Origin of the sequence: Amycolatopsis echigonensis (assembly GCF_014174495.1) — a bacterium.
GTDB lineage: Bacteria > Actinomycetota > Actinomycetes > Mycobacteriales > Pseudonocardiaceae > Amycolatopsis > Amycolatopsis echigonensis.
The window spans coordinates 91,340-107,030 of sequence record NZ_JACJHR010000022.1 but is presented as its reverse complement, the minus strand read 5'-3'; the positions used below and the strand labels follow the sequence as shown (position 1 = coordinate 107,030).

Sequence of the window (15,691 nt, the reverse complement as noted above, 5' to 3'; positions counted from 1 at the left end):
TGCTGGCGGATTCGCCGTTCGATGGCGAGGGGAGATGGCCTCGTCGTGGTGCGGGCGGTGACGGCGCAGCGGCATCGGTTGGGCGGTTCCCGTTGATGGGTCGGTGAGTGTCGCCGTTTCGTGGCGAACTTTGCTGGCAGGGAAACCCCGGACGGCCAGGTTGAGCGATGCTGAATGTCACCGGCCGCGATGACGGATCAGCTGTCGCCACTAACTGGCTAACCGCAGGTCAACTGGCCTTTCGGGCCCCCGAAAGGGCTCAGTCAGCGCACACCGGGTGTCAGTCCTTGCCCGGACCGCCGCCCGTGTCGCTTACCACGATGAGGACCACGCGGTCGTCGCTGGAGACTGGTTTGCCGCCGTCCTTGTTGACGGTTCCCGCGACGGCCAGTTGCGGGTTGATCATGCTCATGGCGGAGAGCCGGCCGTACGTCGTGGTGGCCTTGCTCTTGCCGTCGAGGGTGACCGTCGGCTTGCCGGTGACCGCTCCGTCCTTGTTGACCGGCACGTTCTGCAGGCCGGTCGACGACGCGATGCCGAGGATGCCGTTCGCGTCGACGAAATCGACGCAGCCCCCGAGGGAAGGCTTGTCCTGCCAGGTCCACGCGGGGGTGTTGAGCGGCTGTCCGGACTGGAGGCGGTACACGGCGTCCGGGCCGTTGGCCGGGTGATCAGTCACCCACGCGCGCTTCCCGTCGGACGAACGGCAGATGCCGCCGGGGGAGTGCAGGCCCGAGGCGTAGACGGCGGACCCGGACGTGGGATTCCCACTCGCCGGTTTGCCGGAGACATCGATGCGGAGAACCTTGCCTGCCAGGGAATTCGGGTCCGCGGCTGCGGCGGGGTTGCCGGCGTCGCCCGTCGCGACGAGCAGTGCGCCGCTTCCGTCGCTGGCCAGCGCGCCGCGGTTGCCCGTGGGGCCTTTCGGGATTCCGGTCAGCACAGGCTTCGGGGCCTGGCCCTTGGCGAATCGCACGACGCGGTTGTCCGACGCCGTGGTCACGTAGGCGAAGACCAGCTGATCCTCGACGTAGCTGGGCGACAGCGCCAGGCTGGTGAGGCCTCCGTCGCCGTCGGCTTGGACGTCCAGTTGCGCGAACGACGTCGCGTCATGCCCGGAGCTGGCCAGCATGACCCGCCCGGTTTTCCGCTCACCGGCGAGAGCGGCTGGCGCGGATCCCTCGCCGGGAAGTCCGGCGACGGCGGCGACGGTGTCGAGGCAGGTGGCGATGACGGCCTTGTCGAAGTCCTTGCAGCCTTGCGGAGGCGGAACTGGCGAGGGCGGAGCTTGTGCGGGGCCGGTCGGGGGACCGCCGCCAGGGCTGTCGCCGTGTTCCTGGACCTGTGGCGGAGATTCCGGGCTCGGCACCGGCGCGGGGGTGAACGTCTGGCCGGCGGCGGTGTCGTCGAACCGCGCGCAGCCGGAAAGCACGAGGCCGCCGCAGGCGAGGAGGGCCAGCGGCGCCGACCACCGGTACCGGGTACGCATGATGTCCCAGCGTAGGCGGCGCGGCGTGAGCCACTGGTAAGTGGTTACGGTGGTGATCATGACAGTCACCGTGCTGGTCCCGGACGACGAGGGCGTCGCCGTGCTGTCCGAAATCCCTCTCGTCCACGCGGTGCGCTACGAATGGGGCCGCCCGTTGCCGCCGGAGGCTGCGAAAGCAGAGGTGCTCGTCCCGCCCATGGATTCGGCGGGCGACGACATCTGGAGCGACCTGCCGAACCTCAAGCTGGTGCAGTTGCTGACCGCCGGAGCTGAGGACTGGGTCGGCCGCGTCCCGGAGGGCGTTCTGTTGTCCACCTGCCGCGGCGCGCACGGCGGCAGCATGGCGGAGTGGGTCGTCGGCGTCCTGCTGTCGATGTACCGGAATCTGGACGTCTACGCGGCGGCGCAACGGGCTGGACGCTGGGAGCAGTTGCCGTCCGACACGTTGCAGGGGAAGCGCGTGCTGATCGTCGGGGCTGGGGATGTCGGGCGGCAGTTGCGGCGACGGTTGGAGCCGTTCGACGTTCGCTGCACGATGGTCGGAATGTCGGCGCGTGAGGGCGTGCACGGTGTCGATGAGTTGCCGGAACTGCTGGCGGACCACGATGTGGTGGTCATGATGGTCCCCCTCACCTCGCGGACGCGAGGCATGGTCGACGCCGATTTTCTTGCGGCCATGCGTGATGACGCGGTGCTGGTCAATGCTGCTCAAGGGCCAGTCGTGGTTACCGACGCGCTGGCGGCGGAGCTCGCGGCGGGACGGCTTCGCGCGGCGCTCGACGTGACCGATCCCGAACCCTTGCCGGCGGACCATCCGCTGTGGACAGCGCCCGGTTTCGTGTTGACGCCGCATGTGGCCGGAGCGGTGCGGGGCGTCCGGCGGCGCGCTTATTTGGTGGCTGCGGCGGAAATCGCCCGGTACGCTGGCGGAGAACTGCCTGGCAATCTCGTGCGCGGCGAATACTGATCATTTCCCGGATGTCGGACCGGCACTCAGGGTGAACCCTGAAAGAGCCCCTGACCTCGGCGTGCTCGCTCGCGGGGCACGGCCGAATCCCCTAATCTTCGCCGCGTGACCACTCAAGGGGACGACTACCAGACCAGCGTGCTGTCCGGTGTCGAGGACTCTGCCGGCAACGACTACGACGAACCCCGGCAGGGCGGTCTCGGCTTCGGCCTGCTCGTCTTGCGCCTGGGGCTCGGCGTGATCATGGGTGCGCACGGCCTGCAGCATTTGTTCGGCGCTTTCGGCGGACCGGGCGTCGGCGGGTTCGCGCACGTGCTCGAGATGTTCGGGTACCACAAACAGACGACGCTGCTGTCCTGGATCACCGGCGTCACCGAGGTCGCGGGCAGCGCGCTGCTGATCGTCGGCCTGTTCACGCCGCTCGCCGCGGCGGGGCTGCTGGGCGTGGCCGCGAACATCGTCTACGCGAAGTTCCACGGCGGCTTCTTCGAAGGCACGGGCCAGGGCTGGGAGTACGAGCTGCTGCTGAGCGTGTGCGCGCTGACGCTGATCTTCACCGGCGCGGGCACCATCTCGCTGGAGCGGAACACGCCGTGGCGGAAGCGGCCGTTGCCCCTTGGTTTCATCTCGTTGCTGCTGGCCGCAGCTGCGTCTGTGGTGGTCATCGTTCTGACTCGCTGACCCGGCGCGGAGTCTGCCGCTGGCCCGGTGTGGTCGGCTGGAGGCAACGGCGGCGTGGTGGGGAGTGCTCCGGTTGGTGACCAGGCCGTTGGGGTGTTGCCGTTTAGTGGCGAATACCAGGTCAGGGCGAGAATCCTGGGGCTCGATGCTGGTGGGATCGGCCCGTGAATGGCGACTGTGGACGAAGGCGTCGCGGGCTGGAGGTGGAGTCGTGGCGAGGGCGGGGGACCCATTGGCCGTTTAGTGGCGAATGGCGTCGACCGGAGTTGCGGGCTGAGCCGGGGTGGCTGTTCGCCGTTGAGCGGCGATTCGGGTCGATCCGGGGCTGGGGCCGAGAGAGCGTTCGCCGCTGAGTGGCGAATGTTGTGGGCCGGGGGAGCGGGCCGCGGGTCGGCCGCGGTGACCGTTGGCCGTTGAGCGGCAAATCGCGTCGACCGGGATCCGGCGGCAGCGGCCGAGATTCCCGCAGTGGCAGTCGCCTAGCCGAGACACGGAAAAGGGGCCCGCGCACCACGCGCGGGCCCCTTCCAGCAGAAGCAAACAGCAGAATCAGCGGTTCGGGTCCCGAACAGCGCCGGTATCGGCCGACGTGGCCATCCGGGCATAGGCCCGCAGCGCCGAGGTGATCGGGCGCTCCCGGTCCTTCGGCTGCCACGGACGCTCCGAAGCTTCCATCTTCGCCCGCCGTTCCGCCAGAACCTCCGGTTCGACCAGCAACTCGAGCCGCCGTTCGTGGACGTCCAGGACAATCTGGTCGCCGTTCTCCACCAGGCCGATCAGACCGCCCGCGGCGGCTTCCGGCGAGATGTGGCCGACCGAAATACCCGAGGAGCCGCCGGAGAAACGGCCGTCGGTGATCAGCGCGCACTTCTTGCCGAGGCCGGAACCCTTGAGGAACGCTGTCGGGTGCAGCATTTCCTGCATGCCGGGGCCGCCAGCCGGGCCCTCGTAGCGGATGACCAGCACCTCGCCCGGCTGGATCTCCTTCTTGAGGATCGCCGAAACGGCTTCCTCCTGGCTCTCCAGCACCCGCGCCGGGCCCTGGAAGTGCCACAGGTCTTCGTCGATGCCCGCGGCCTTGATCACAGCGCCGTTCTCGGCCAGGTTGCCGCGCAGGATCGCGAGGCCGCCGTCCTTCGTGTAGGCGTGCTCGATGTCGCGGATACAACCGCCGGCAGCGTCAGTGTCCAGGGACGACCAGCGGTTGTCCGTCGAGAACGCCTGCGTGGTCCGCACCCCGCCCGGTGCGGCGTGGAACAGCTCCAGCGCCTTCTCCGACGGGGACTCGGCGCGGATGTCCCACTCGTTCAGCCACGTGGCGAGGTCCGGTGCGTGGACCGCGTGCACGTCGGTGTTCAGCAGACCGCCGCGGTACAGCTCGCCCAGGATGGCGGGGATTCCGCCGGCCCGGTGGACGTCTTCCATGTGGTAATCGGAGTTCGGCGCGACCTTCGACAGGCACGGCACGCGCCGCCCGATGGCGTCGATGTCGCTGATCGTGAAGTCGACCTCGCCCTCCTGCGCGGCGGCGAGAATGTGCAGCACGGTGTTCGTCGAGCCGCCCATGGCCATGTCGAGCGCCATCGCGTTCTCGAACGCCGCCTTCGTGGCGATCGACCGCGGCAACGCCGACTCGTCGTCCTCGCCGTACCAGCGCTTGCACAGTTCGACCACCGTGCGTCCGGCGTTGGAGAACAACTCGCGCCGAGCCGCGTGTGTCGCGAGCGTGGAACCGTTGCCCGGCAACGACAATCCCAGCGCTTCGGTGAGGCAGTTCATCGAGTTCGCGGTGAACATGCCGGAGCACGAACCGCAGGTCGGACAGGCGGAGCGCTCGACCTCGGCCAGACCGGCCTCGTCGATCGCCGAGTTCGCGGACGCCGCGATGGTGGTGATCAGGTCGGTCGGGGCGTGCGCGACGCCTTCGACGACCACCGCCTTGCCGGCTTCCATCGGACCGCCGGAGACGAACACAGTCGGGATGTTGAGCCGCATCGCGGCGTTGAGCATGCCCGGCGTGATCTTGTCGCAGTTCGAGATGCACACCAGCGCGTCGGCCTGGTGCGCGTTGACCATGTACTCCACCGAGTCGGCGATGATCTCGCGCGAGGGCAGCGAGTAGAGCATGCCCGAGTGACCCATCGCGATGCCGTCGTCGACCGCGATCGTGTGGAACTCGCGCGCGATGCCGCCCGCTTCGGCGACCGCCTCGGCGACGATCTCGCCGAGGTCCTTGAGGTGCACGTGGCCGGGCACGAACTGGGTGTAGGAGTTGGCGATCGCGACGATCGGCTTGCCGAAATCGCTGTCGGTCATTCCGGTCGCACGCCAGAGCGAGCGTGCGCCCGCCGCGTTGCGACCGTGGGTGGTGGTCCGGGAACGGAGGTGCGGCACGGCATTCTCCCAGGTCAGAAGGCTGAACCAGGCGGAGGGGAACTACGGCTCCGCAAACTGGTTCTACCAATTCTACTCGGCTGGTTTGCCGTTGCCGCCGCCGGTCCGTTCCGCGTCGGCGGAGGGCTCCGGCTCGGCGGGCTCGGGAGCGGATTCCGGGGCGGGCTCCGCGGCAGCGTCCGGCGCGGTCTCGGCGGCCGGTTTCTGACCGGTGAGCTCCTCGTCGCTCAGCACGCCGGACGGGTCCTGGATCTTGCCCTCGCTCACCAGTGCCAGCACCGGAAGATGCCGCGTCCGCACCGTGGGAAGACTGACCTGGGTGTCGTCGCCGAGGACGGCGCGCACGCGAGCCTTGTTAGTGATCGCCAACCCCTTGAGCGACGACCACGGCAGGTCGCGCTGGCCGAAGACCGTCCGGACGTGCAGTCCTTCGCGGGTCGCGACGGTGCGCGTGCGCGCTACGAACACGAGCAGCGCGAGCGGGAAGACGTACAGCCACTGGAATCCGCCGATCTCGCCCAGTGCGATAGGTGTCACACACACGGTCAGCAGACCGATCGCGAGATACGCCGTGGTGGGGATCCGGAACACGGCCTTCCGGCCCTCGTCCGCACGCTGTTCCTGCTGTTTCTTGGCCACGAAGGAATGGTGCACCGGTGCCCGGAGTGACCTGCGTCCGGGTCGCGCGCGGGCAGTACTGGCCGTCCACGATGCGGAACCGCTGTCCCGTAGAGTTGACACTCGCCCGGGCGCGCGACTAACGTCCATGCCGTGATTACGCAGACCGGTCTCGTACTTCCTCAGCGCGCCGACGCTTAGGAAGAGTCCTCTGCGTCGACGCGCGACCCTCGTGCGACCTTACGGTCGGCGAGGGTTTTTTGTTGCGTGAAACCGGTTCCCCGACCGGAAGTACGGCCCAGACAACCCGAACGAGTGACACCGAGAACCCACGAGGCAGAACCGATGACCAGTGCCACGTCGCGCAGCGACGCGAAGCCCGGGCCGACCGCGCCCGGTGTCCCAGGAGCACGTCCGAAGCCCGCCCCGCCGGCGGGTACGCCGGTGCGCGTCACCGGCGCGCAGTCGCTCGTCCGCTCGCTCGAGGCGGTCGGCGCGGAGGTCGTGTTCGGCATTCCGGGTGGCACCATCCTTCCCGCCTACGACCCGCTGCTCGACTCCACGAAGGTCCGGCACGTCCTGGTCCGCCATGAGCAGGGCGCCGGGCACGCGGCCACCGGCTACGCGCAGGCGACCGGCAAGGTCGGCGTCTGCATGGCGACCTCGGGTCCGGGCGCCACGAACCTCGTCACCCCGCTGGCCGACGCCAACATGGACTCGGTTCCGGTCGTCGCCATCACCGGGCAGCAGTCGCGCAACCTGATCGGCACCGACGCGTTCCAGGAAGCCGACATCTGCGGCATCACCATGCCGATCACCAAGCACAACTTCCTCGTCACCGACCCGGCGGAGATCCCGCGGGCGATCGCCGAGGCGTTCCACCTGGCCTCAACCGGCCGGCCCGGCCCGGTGCTGGTGGACATCCCCAAGGACGTGCTGCAGGAGATGACCTCGTTCTCCTGGCCGCCCGAACTCCGGCTGCCCGGCTACCGCCCGACGCTGCGGCCGCACGGCAAGCAGGTCCGCGAGGCCGCGAAGCTGATCGCGCAGGCCCAGCGGCCGGTGCTGTACGTCGGCGGCGGCGTGATCAAGGCCGAGGCGTCCGAGCAGCTGCGCGAACTCGCCGAGCTGACCGGCATCCCGGTCGCGACCACGCTGATGGCGCGCGGCGCGTTCCCCGACTCGCATCGCCAGCACGTCGGCATGCCCGGCATGCACGGGTCCGTCGCCGCGGTCGCCTCGATGCAGCGCGCCGACCTGCTGGTCGCGCTCGGCGCCCGGTTCGACGACCGGGTCACCGGCCAGCTGTCGTCGTTCGCGCCGGACGCGAAGATCGTCCACGCGGACATCGACCCGGCCGAGATCTCCAAGAACCGCAAGGCGGACGTGCCGATCGTCGGCGACTGCAAGGAGATCATCGGCGAGCTGATCGACGCGGTGAAGACCGAGTTCGACCGCGCCCGTCCCGACCTGACGGACTGGTGGACGCAGGTCGACTCGTGGCGCGAGGACTACCCGGCGGGCTACGAATGGCCCGACGACGGTTCGCTGTCGCCGCAGTACGTCATCGAGCGGATCGGCGAACTGGTCGGCCCGGACGCGGTGTACGCGGCGGGCGTCGGGCAGCACCAGATGTGGGCCGCGCAGTTCGTGAAGTACGAGAAGCCGCGCACCTGGATCAACTCCGGCGGCCTCGGCACCATGGGCTTCGCCGTGCCGGCCGCGATGGGCGCGCAGTTCGGCCTGCCGGACACGCAGGTGTGGGCGATCGACGGCGACGGCTGCTTCCAGATGACCAACCAGGAACTCGCCACGTGCGCCATCGAGGGCGCGCCGATCAAGGTCGCCGTGATCAACAACGGCAACCTCGGCATGGTCCGCCAGTGGCAGAACCTGTTCTACTCCGAGCGGTACTCCAACACCGATCTCGGCACGCACAAGCACCGCATCCCGGACTTCACGCTGCTGGCCGAGGCGCTCGGCTGCGCCGGCCTGCGCTGCGAGGCCAAGGAGGACGTCGACGCGACGATCCGGCGCGCGATGGAAATCAACGACCGCCCCGTCGTGATCGATTTCGTCGTGGGGAAGGATGCCCAGGTGTGGCCGATGGTCGCCGCGGGCACCGGGAACGACGAGATCATGGCCGTGCGCGGCATCCGGCCGCTGTTCGACGACGACGAGGTTTCGCAGGAAGCTGTCGAGGCCGCCGCCGCGGAGGGAGAGCAAGCATGACTGTCCACACGCTGAGCGTGCTGGTCGAGAACAAGCCCGGTGTGCTCGCCCGGGTCTCCGGACTGTTCTCCCGCCGCGGCTTCAACATCGAGTCCCTTGCTGTCGGGCCCACGGAGAACCCCGAGGTGTCCCGGATGACGATCGTGGTCGCCGTCGAAGAGCTACCGCTCGAACAGGTGACCAAACAGCTCAACAAGCTGGTGAATGTGATCAAGATCGTCGAGCTGGAAGCAGGCAGCGCGGTCCAGCGCGAACTGCTGCTCGTGAAGGTCCGGGCCGACGCCACCGTGCGCAGCCAGGTCCTCGAGACCGTCCAGCTCTTCCGCGCCAAGGTGGTGGACGTCTCGCCGGAGGCGCTCACCGTCGAGGCGACCGGGACGTCGGACAAGATCGGCGCGCTGCTGCGGATGCTGGAGCCGTACGGCATCCGCGAACTCGTCCAGTCCGGCATGGTCGCGGTGGGCCGCGGGGCCCGCTCGATCACCGCCGCTTCTCCCCGCTGAACCTCAGATTTCGTGTAAGTACGGAAGGAAGTAGTACCCCCCATGGCAGTGGAAATCTTCTACGACGACGACGCCGACCTGTCGATCATCCAGGGTCGCAAGGTCGCCGTGATCGGCTACGGCAGCCAGGGCCACGCGCACTCGCTCAGCCTGCGCGACTCGGGCGTCGACGTCCGGATCGGCCTGCAGGAGGGGTCCAAGTCCCGGGCGAAGGCCGAGGAGCAGGGCCTGCGCGTGCTGTCGGTCGCCGAGGCGGCCGCCGAGGCTGACGTGATCATGATCCTCGCGCCGGACACGAAGCAGCGCTTCATCTACGAGGAGCACATCGCGGCGAACCTCAAGGACGGCGACGCGCTCTTCTTCGGCCACGGCTTCAACATCCGGTACGACCTGATCAAGCCGCCGGCCAACGTCGACGTCGCGATGGTCGCCCCGAAGGGCCCGGGCCACCTGGTCCGCCGCCAGTTCGTGGACGGCAAGGGCGTGCCCTGCCTGATCGCGGTCGAGCAGGACGCTTCGGGCAACGCCCAGGCGCTCGCGCTCTCCTACGCCGCGGCGATCGGCGGCGCGCGGGCCGGCGTCATCAAGACGACCTTCACCGAGGAGACCGAGACCGACCTCTTCGGCGAGCAGGCGGTGCTCTGCGGTGGCGCGTCCGCGCTGGTGCAGACCGGTTTCGAGGTGCTCACCGAGGCCGGCTACGCCCCGGAGATCGCCTACTTCGAGGTGCTGCACGAGCTGAAGCTGATCGTCGACCTCATGTACGAGGGCGGCATCGCGCGCCAGCGCTACTCCATCTCCGACACCGCCGAGTACGGCGACCTCACCCGCGGCCCGCGCGTCATCTCGCCGGCCGTCAAGGAGGAGATGAAGAAGATCCTGGGCGAGATCCAGGACGGCACCTTCGCCCGCGAATGGGTCGCCGAGGACGAGGCGGGCCGGCCGAACTTCACGAAGCTCGAGGAGCAGGGTAACCAGCACCCGATCGAGAAGACCGGCAAGAAGCTGCGCGACCTGATGTCGTGGGTGGACCGCCCGATCACCGAGACCGCCTGACCGGTTTCCCAGGAGGAGGCCCTGTCGTCCGTTCGCCGGACGGCAGGGTCTCTTTTCGTTCCAAGGCGTTGCCGCCGAATGGCGGATACGCTGTGCCGATGAGCCGCCCGACCGACGACAAGGCGCACATCCGGCACGAGCTCGACCTGACCGGCGCGACCTGGATCCGCGCCGAACCGCCGGGCGTGACCCTGGAGCACTGCGCGGAGTTCGCGTTCGTACCGCATTCGGACGGGGTGACCTACGTGGCCATCCGGCAGCCGTCCGATCCGGACGGGGTGGTGCTGGTGTTCACGCCTTCGGAATGGGACGCGTTCACTCGCGGGGTCCGGGACGGGGAGTTCGAGTTGCCGGGGGAATCGTAGGTTTTCGTCGGGCCTTGCTGGCCGGGAGATCGGCCTGATTGCCTTTGGACGGCTGTTGCCGTTTAGTGGCGAATCTGCGGTTCGCGGTACGAATGCCCAGGTCAGAGGTCAGCGCGTCTTCGTGGGCGGGCTGGGTTCGGTCGTCAGGATTAGAGGCTCCGAGTGTCGCGATGAGTTCGGTGACCTGGTGGGTCGTCGGGAAGTCCGATGCTGAGTAGCGCAGAGTGCGGTCGTCCCCGCGGTTGGCCAGCGTCTTCGGGACCGCCGCGTTCGATCCGGTCGCACGCCTCGACGGGATGCAGCATCGCGGCCGCGCGGGCACCCAGCGCGTGTTTGACCACCACCGAACGGACGCCCGGAGCAACTTCGGCCGCCTCAGGGCCCACGGTGTCATCGCCGCTTGCCAGTACCGGCGGCACGCCGTAGTGCGCCGTGCTCGATCGTCGGCGTCGCTGTCGGGGCGGAGCGGGTGTAGGCCGGTTTCGCCACTGAGCGGCGACAGTTCCTTTTGCCCGCCGAGTTTGACCTTGACATTGTGACAAGGTCTTCACTGGTCGGCGGAGGTGATCCCGATGAACTCGGCCCAGAGGAATTTCCAGCCGACCCGGCTGATCGAGGCGTTGGGCGCCGGGGACTCGTCGACGCGGTTGCGGGCCGCCCTGACGATCGGAACGCACCCGGACGGCCCTGGTCTCGTCGAGGCGCTCGTCGCACGGTGCGCGATCGAGCCGGACTTTTATGTGCGCGACATGCTCACCTGGGCGTTGACCCGGTTCCCGACGGGGGACGTGGTGCTGCGGCTTCTCGCGGAGCTGCGGTCCCCGGTGGCGCAGGCCCGGAGCCAGTCGCTGCACACGTTGTCGAAAATCGGCGACCGGAACGCGTGGCCAGCGATCACCCGGTCGTTGCTGTACGACTCCGATGACGAGGTCGCGAGAAGCGCATGGCGGGCGGCTGTCGTCCTCGTGCCGGACGGGGACAAGGCCGCGCTGGCTGCGGAATTGGCGACCCAGCTTGGCCGTGGCGACCGGACCGTGCAGCTCAGCCTCAGCCGGGCGTTGGTCGCGCTCGGTTCCGTTATCGAGCCGGCTTTGGAGGTCGCAGTGACGAGCGCCGACCCGGCCGTTCGGGAGCACGCCGTTGCCACCGAGCGGTTGCTCCGGGACCCGGACACCGGTTTTGACCAGGCCGTCGACGAGGCGAAACGGATCGTTGCGCTCGGTCCGGAGCGGGCTCAGGAAACCGCATGCTGATCGGCGAGGTCGCCCGCCGCTCGGGGGTGAGCACCCGGATGCTCCGGCATTACGACGCCCTCGGGCTGGTGCGACCAACCGGTCGCACCGTAGGCGGTTATCGCGAGTACTCCGAGGACGACATCCGCCGGATCTTTCACGTGGAGAGCCTCCGGTCGCTCGGGATGTCGCTGCGGCAGATCGGCCGGGCGCTGGAGGATCCCGCCTTCGTGCCGTCGGAGCTCGTCCGCGACCTCATCCGGCGGGCCGAAGACCGGCTGAAGAGGGAACAGGAGCTGCTTGCCCGGCTCCGCGCGGTCGATGCCTCGGCACCCTCTGGCTGGGAGGGTGCCTTGCGCATCATCGAACTGCTGCGCGGGCTCAGTTCACCTGGTGCCGCTCGTCGGCAGCAGACGATCCTGGCTCCCGCCGACGAGGTGCCGGTTCCCGCTGAAGTCCTGGCCAAGGCGGTGCTCGCCGAATCCGACCCGAACGTCGCCGGCGCGCTTCGGTGGGCCCTCGCCCGGACCGGCGGCGACGGGGTGGCGAATGTGGCGTCCGGGCTTCGTTCGGAGAACGCCGACATCCGCCGACGCGCGATCCTGGCGCTCATCGAGCTGCCCGGCGACGAGGCGACTCCGCTGTTGATGGACGCGCTCGCTGGTTCGGACGCTGCGGTCCGTCGGCATGCGGCGCTCGCTCTCGGTGCGCGCGGTGCTGAAGAGGCTGTGCCGACGCTTGTCGAAATGGTCGTCGAGGGGCGAAACGACGTCGAGGCGGCCGAGGTTTTGGGCGCATTGGCGGCTGGGGGTGTGGACGGGATCGTCGGCGCGTTGGTCGATGCGTCGGCGGCGCATCCTGCGGATTCCGCGGTGCGGATCCGATTGACGCAGGCGCTCGCCGAGATGCCGGGGACTCTCGCGCACGCGGCGCTGCAGAGGTTGGCGGGGGATGAGGATCGGGATGTGGCGTTGGTGGCTTCGGCTCTTCTGAGGGTGGTTGAAGAGCGTGAGGGCTTTGGTGGTGAGGGCTCTGAAAGCACCTAGCCAGTGCGAGTGGCTGGCGGGAATTCGGGGGATCGGTGCTGGTCAGAGGCATTTGCCATTTAATGGCGAAAGTTGCTTTGGCGAGTGTTGCCGTTCAGCGCCGACCGGTGTGGCCGATTGGGTGGCGGCCTGTGGAGTGAATTGCCGTTGTCTGGCGAAAGCCGTGGAGACATCGCCGCCCAGCCGTGGGCGTTCGCCGCTGGACGGCGAGCCGTGGCGGCGGGCGTTTGCCGTTGAGCGGCGACAGCTGGGACGGTCGGTGTGCCGTCGAACGGCGACGAGAGTGGGCGTGACGTTCGCTGTTGAGTGGCGAGGGACTGCGGTGGCGGGCGTTGGCCGCTGAGTGGCGAGGATCGTGGCGGTGTGCGGTTGCCGTCTCATGGGCGACAGCCGGGAGGGCAGTTGTAGTCGTTGAGCGGCGACGGCTCGGGTGAGCGTTTGCTGCGCGGCCAGAGCGTGGTGGTCGATGTTGCCGCTGAATGGCGACGACGGTTTCAACGGTCGGTTGGCTGTCGTTGGGCAGCGTGGTGCCGATTCGCCCTTAAGTGGCGACGTTGTGCTGAGCCGCGCGCGGTGGTTGTGTCCAGCATTGGCGACGACGCTCACCGGCGTCGCAGTGCAGGCTGCCGTGAGCAGCCAGGGCGTCCGGTGTCGGCTGAGGTGTTGCCGTTCAGTGGCGAACGAGTGGAGGCCTTGCCTTTATTCGGCGACGCGGGCGATGAGTTCCGGTAGACGGCCGGTGGCTGCGGCCAGTGCGAGGTGGTCGCCGTAGTCACGGGATTCGACGATCTGTCCGTCTCGGATGCGCATTGCGAAGATGTTGTTCACCTGGAAGGGGGTCCCGGAGCTGGTTTCGCCCACGTAGGTCGATTCGCCGATGATGACTTCCGGATCGGTGCTCAGGTGGAGAACCAGGTCGGTCACCTCGATGCGGAAGGCTGCCGCGGCACCGGCGGCGAAGTGGGTGCGCAGGTCGTCTCGGGTGCGGAGGACGGGGGCTCCGGGCAGGAACGGATGCCGCACATCGGTTTTTGCCGCATAGAGGTCGGGGAGTTCGGACCAGCGCCCGTCGGCGACGCCGAAGACGACTCGTTGGAAAACGCCTTCACGGCTGTTCGGTGGGAAGAGTTCAGCCGGGTGCGGCGCGATGGGGCGAGATTCGTAAGCGGGCGCTTGGGCGTATGCCTCGACTAGGCCGGCGGTCGCGTCTTGGACGGCGGCCAGGCGCAGGTAGTCGTGATAGTCGCGGGTGTGGGTGAGGAGTCCGTCGCGGGCGCGGAGGACCTGGATGTTGGCCGTTTCGGTCGTTCGGCCGGTTTTCCGCGATTCGGCGGTGTACTGGTATTCGGCGACGATGACCTCCGGATCGGCGGTTTCGTGGACGGTCACGTCGTGGCGTTTGAGGCGAAGGGTTTGGCCTAGGCCGCTGACGAAACGGTCGTGCACTGCGGCGCGGCCTTCCATGCGTCCGGGCCTGGGCACTGCGGTGGGGTGCTCCACGACGGTGTCCTCGGCGTAGAGCTGCGCGAGATCGGCGAAACGACCGTCGGTGATTCCGCTGGAGAGTTGGTCGAACAGGTCGCGTGGCGTGGTCATGAGGGTCTCCACGGGTCGGTTAACCGGAGTCTGTAGTCCGCAAAGATACGGACTGCAGACTCCGGTTGTCTACCGTCGGGCGTTGCCGATTAGCGGCGACTGAGGCGGCGCAGCAGCTCTTGAGCGGCGGCGCTGTCGCAGGCTTCTGCCCAGCCCTCAGGGGTGCTGTCCCAGATGGAGTCGCGGGCGGCGAGGTCGGCACCGGCGTTTACGAGGAGTTCGATGACGTCCAGGTGGTTGCCTTCGGCGGCCAGGTGCAGTGCTGTGATGCCGACGCCGTGGCGTGGACCGCCGAAGGTGCCGACCTGGTTGACGTTCGCGCCGAGTGACAGCAGCGTTTCTGTTGCCGCTGAGTGGCCACGCGCCGCTGCCCAGGTGAGGGCGGTGCCGCGGTAGACGTCGGCGTCCAGGTTTGCGCCGCGCGCCGCCAAGGTGCGGAGTGCGGCTACTTGGTTGTTGCGGGCCGCCCAGGAGAGTGATTCGTCGAGGATCTCTGCGGGGTCGTTCGTCGGCTGCCAGAAGGGAAAACCGCTGTGCGGCCGGTAGAACTCACGGTGTGCACCGGCTGCTGGAGAAAGAGTCCCCTTTGGACTGACGAGTTCATCCAGCAGTGCGTCGTCGCCAAGACCGGCTGCGACGCGGAGGTTGTGAGGGGACCGTTCGTGCGTGGCCAGTTTTTCGGCAACAGCGCGATTTCCCCAAAACAGGGCCACGATGAGCGGGGTTCCGCCGTCTCCGCGGCCAGAAACGGCCAACGGTGCGCCGGCGTTGATCAACATGTCGGCGATCAGTGGTAAATTGCTGTAAGCAGCTTGATGTAAGGCAGTCCATCCGTGTGCGTTGGCTCGCGCGGGGTCGGCACCGTGGGCGAGCAGGACGCGGACGAGGCGTTCGTCATGGGTCGCGGAGGCCATGCCGAGGAGATCGTTCCCGTTGGTGCCGCGGGCGTGGGCCAGGTGCGGAGCTTCGGTCAGCAGCGTGGTCAGGCCGTCGACGTCGCGGGCTTCCACCAGCTGATAGGCCCGGGCGAACGGTTCGCCGTTTTTCGGCAAATCCTCGACATAGGCCTTCAGTGCCCGCCACGTCGGGAAGCCGTGCTCCCGAGCGACGACGGTCAACGCGCCGGTGCGGGTCAGCGGTTGCTTGTGCCGGTCGAAGGCGGCGCGGGCGTCCGGGGTGCCGTCTTCGGCTGAGGCGAGGAGGCCGACGGCGCGGCCGTGGTAGTACTCGACGTCCTGGTGGTAGGCATGCTGGACGTCTGGTCCGTGCTCGGCGATTCGGCGCACGTACGCCTGAAGCTGCGGCCAGCTGGGGAATCCGTAGCGGCGAGCGAGCCGGAACTGCGCTTCCGACAGTGCGACCGAGTCGGCGCGGGCGAGTTCCTTCGCCTGTTTGCGGAGCTGGCCGAGGTCGGGCTTGGCGGGCAAAGCCGTCATCAGGGAGTCCTTCCTTCCCTTGCGCGCCCCGTGGTCCGCCGGCACCGGGCAGGGAAGAAAGAAAGCTCGGCAACTC

General features: G+C 68.4%; 14 protein-coding genes. 8 read left to right on the top strand and 6 right to left on the bottom strand.

Annotated elements, in window-relative coordinates:
- Window positions 1-280: 280 nt before the first annotated feature.
- The gene (locus tag H5411_RS17630; RefSeq protein ID WP_183124358.1) at window positions 281-1,489 is read right to left on the bottom strand and encodes a PQQ-dependent sugar dehydrogenase; all 1,209 of its coding nucleotides are present in this window, start codon (window positions 1,487-1,489) and stop codon (window positions 281-283) included.
- A 58-nt stretch (window positions 1,490-1,547) separates the two neighbouring features.
- Between H5411_RS17630 and H5411_RS17625 the strand changes: the two genes are divergently transcribed.
- Window positions 1,548-2,456 carry a 2-hydroxyacid dehydrogenase gene (locus H5411_RS17625; protein ID WP_183124352.1) on the top strand — a complete coding sequence of 303 codons (909 nt, stop codon included), beginning with the start codon at window positions 1,548-1,550 and terminating at the stop codon, window positions 2,454-2,456.
- 105 nt (window positions 2,457-2,561) lie between these two features.
- A complete protein-coding gene (locus H5411_RS17620; protein ID WP_183124351.1) occupies window positions 2,562-3,137 on the top strand; it encodes a DoxX family protein in 576 nt (191 codons plus the stop codon).
- A 549-nt stretch (window positions 3,138-3,686) separates the two neighbouring features.
- Here the strand turns inward: H5411_RS17620 and ilvD are convergent.
- Together ilvD and H5411_RS17610 are read right to left on the bottom strand one after the other, a co-directional pair.
- Window positions 3,687-5,531, bottom strand: coding sequence for a dihydroxy-acid dehydratase (gene ilvD / locus H5411_RS17615; RefSeq protein ID WP_183124350.1), 1,845 nt, complete (start codon window positions 5,529-5,531; stop codon window positions 3,687-3,689).
- A 72-nt stretch (window positions 5,532-5,603) separates the two neighbouring features.
- A complete protein-coding gene (locus H5411_RS17610) occupies window positions 5,604-6,170 on the bottom strand; it encodes a PH domain-containing protein (protein ID WP_312878382.1) in 567 nt (188 codons plus the stop codon).
- A gap of 324 nt (window positions 6,171-6,494) precedes the next feature.
- Between H5411_RS17610 and H5411_RS17605 the strand changes: the two genes are divergently transcribed.
- The 4 genes from H5411_RS17605 (at window position 6,495) to H5411_RS17590 (ending at window position 10,305) form a co-directional block, all read left to right on the top strand.
- Window positions 6,495-8,381: an acetolactate synthase large subunit gene (locus H5411_RS17605; RefSeq protein WP_167441873.1), complete on the top strand. Its 1,887-nt coding sequence runs from the start codon at window positions 6,495-6,497 to the stop codon at window positions 8,379-8,381.
- On the top strand, window positions 8,378-8,884 hold the full coding sequence (gene ilvN / locus H5411_RS17600) for an acetolactate synthase small subunit (protein WP_009074017.1): 507 nt from the start codon (window positions 8,378-8,380) through the stop codon (window positions 8,882-8,884). The genes H5411_RS17605 and ilvN overlap by 4 nt, the downstream gene beginning before the upstream one ends.
- A gap of 42 nt (window positions 8,885-8,926) precedes the next feature.
- Window positions 8,927-9,940, top strand: coding sequence for a ketol-acid reductoisomerase (ilvC, locus tag H5411_RS17595; protein ID WP_037367175.1), 1,014 nt, complete (start codon window positions 8,927-8,929; stop codon window positions 9,938-9,940).
- Window positions 9,941-10,038: 98 nt separating this feature from the next.
- Window positions 10,039-10,305 carry a DUF397 domain-containing protein gene (locus tag H5411_RS17590; protein WP_183124348.1) on the top strand — a complete coding sequence of 89 codons (267 nt, stop codon included), beginning with the start codon at window positions 10,039-10,041 and terminating at the stop codon, window positions 10,303-10,305.
- Between the two features lie 149 nt (window positions 10,306-10,454).
- Here H5411_RS17590 and H5411_RS49330 read toward each other — a convergent pair whose 3' ends face one another.
- Window positions 10,455-10,724: a M55 family metallopeptidase gene (locus H5411_RS49330; RefSeq protein WP_183124347.1), complete on the bottom strand. Its 270-nt coding sequence runs from the start codon at window positions 10,722-10,724 to the stop codon at window positions 10,455-10,457.
- A 153-nt stretch (window positions 10,725-10,877) separates the two neighbouring features.
- On the opposite strand from H5411_RS49330, the gene H5411_RS17580 reads away from it, so the two are divergent.
- A complete protein-coding gene (locus tag H5411_RS17580) occupies window positions 10,878-11,558 on the top strand; it encodes a HEAT repeat domain-containing protein (RefSeq protein ID WP_183124346.1) in 681 nt (226 codons plus the stop codon).
- Window positions 11,552-12,583, top strand: coding sequence for a MerR family transcriptional regulator (locus H5411_RS17575; RefSeq protein WP_183124345.1), 1,032 nt, complete (start codon window positions 11,552-11,554; stop codon window positions 12,581-12,583). The genes H5411_RS17580 and H5411_RS17575 overlap by 7 nt, the downstream gene beginning before the upstream one ends.
- 699 nt (window positions 12,584-13,282) lie before the next feature.
- Here H5411_RS17575 and H5411_RS17570 read toward each other — a convergent pair.
- Both H5411_RS17570 and H5411_RS17565 read right to left on the bottom strand, forming a co-directional pair.
- A complete protein-coding gene (locus tag H5411_RS17570; RefSeq protein ID WP_183124344.1) occupies window positions 13,283-14,179 on the bottom strand; it encodes a nuclear transport factor 2 family protein in 897 nt (298 codons plus the stop codon).
- 89 nt (window positions 14,180-14,268) lie between these two features.
- Window positions 14,269-15,615: an ankyrin repeat domain-containing protein gene (locus tag H5411_RS17565; protein WP_101435297.1), complete on the bottom strand. Its 1,347-nt coding sequence runs from the start codon at window positions 15,613-15,615 to the stop codon at window positions 14,269-14,271.
- Between the last annotated feature and the right edge of the window lie 76 nt (window positions 15,616-15,691).

Coding starts and splice junctions, on each gene's coding strand:
- H5411_RS17605 (WP_167441873.1), top strand. CDS start 6,495: ATGACCAGTGCCACGTCGCGCAGCGACGCGAAGCCCGGGCCGACCGCG.
- H5411_RS17590 (WP_183124348.1), top strand. CDS start 10,039: ATGAGCCGCCCGACCGACGACAAGGCGCACATCCGGCACGAGCTCGAC.
- ilvC (WP_037367175.1), top strand. CDS start 8,927: ATGGCAGTGGAAATCTTCTACGACGACGACGCCGACCTGTCGATCATC.
- H5411_RS17580 (WP_183124346.1), top strand. CDS start 10,878: ATGAACTCGGCCCAGAGGAATTTCCAGCCGACCCGGCTGATCGAGGCG.
- H5411_RS17575 (WP_183124345.1), top strand. CDS start 11,552: ATGCTGATCGGCGAGGTCGCCCGCCGCTCGGGGGTGAGCACCCGGATG.
- ilvN (WP_009074017.1), top strand. CDS start 8,378: ATGACTGTCCACACGCTGAGCGTGCTGGTCGAGAACAAGCCCGGTGTG.
- H5411_RS17625 (WP_183124352.1), top strand. CDS start 1,548: ATGACAGTCACCGTGCTGGTCCCGGACGACGAGGGCGTCGCCGTGCTG.
- H5411_RS17630 (WP_183124358.1), bottom strand. CDS start 1,489: ATGCGTACCCGGTACCGGTGGTCGGCGCCGCTGGCCCTCCTCGCCTGC.
- H5411_RS17570 (WP_183124344.1), bottom strand. CDS start 14,179: ATGACCACGCCACGCGACCTGTTCGACCAACTCTCCAGCGGAATCACC.
- H5411_RS17565 (WP_101435297.1), bottom strand. CDS start 15,615: ATGACGGCTTTGCCCGCCAAGCCCGACCTCGGCCAGCTCCGCAAACAG.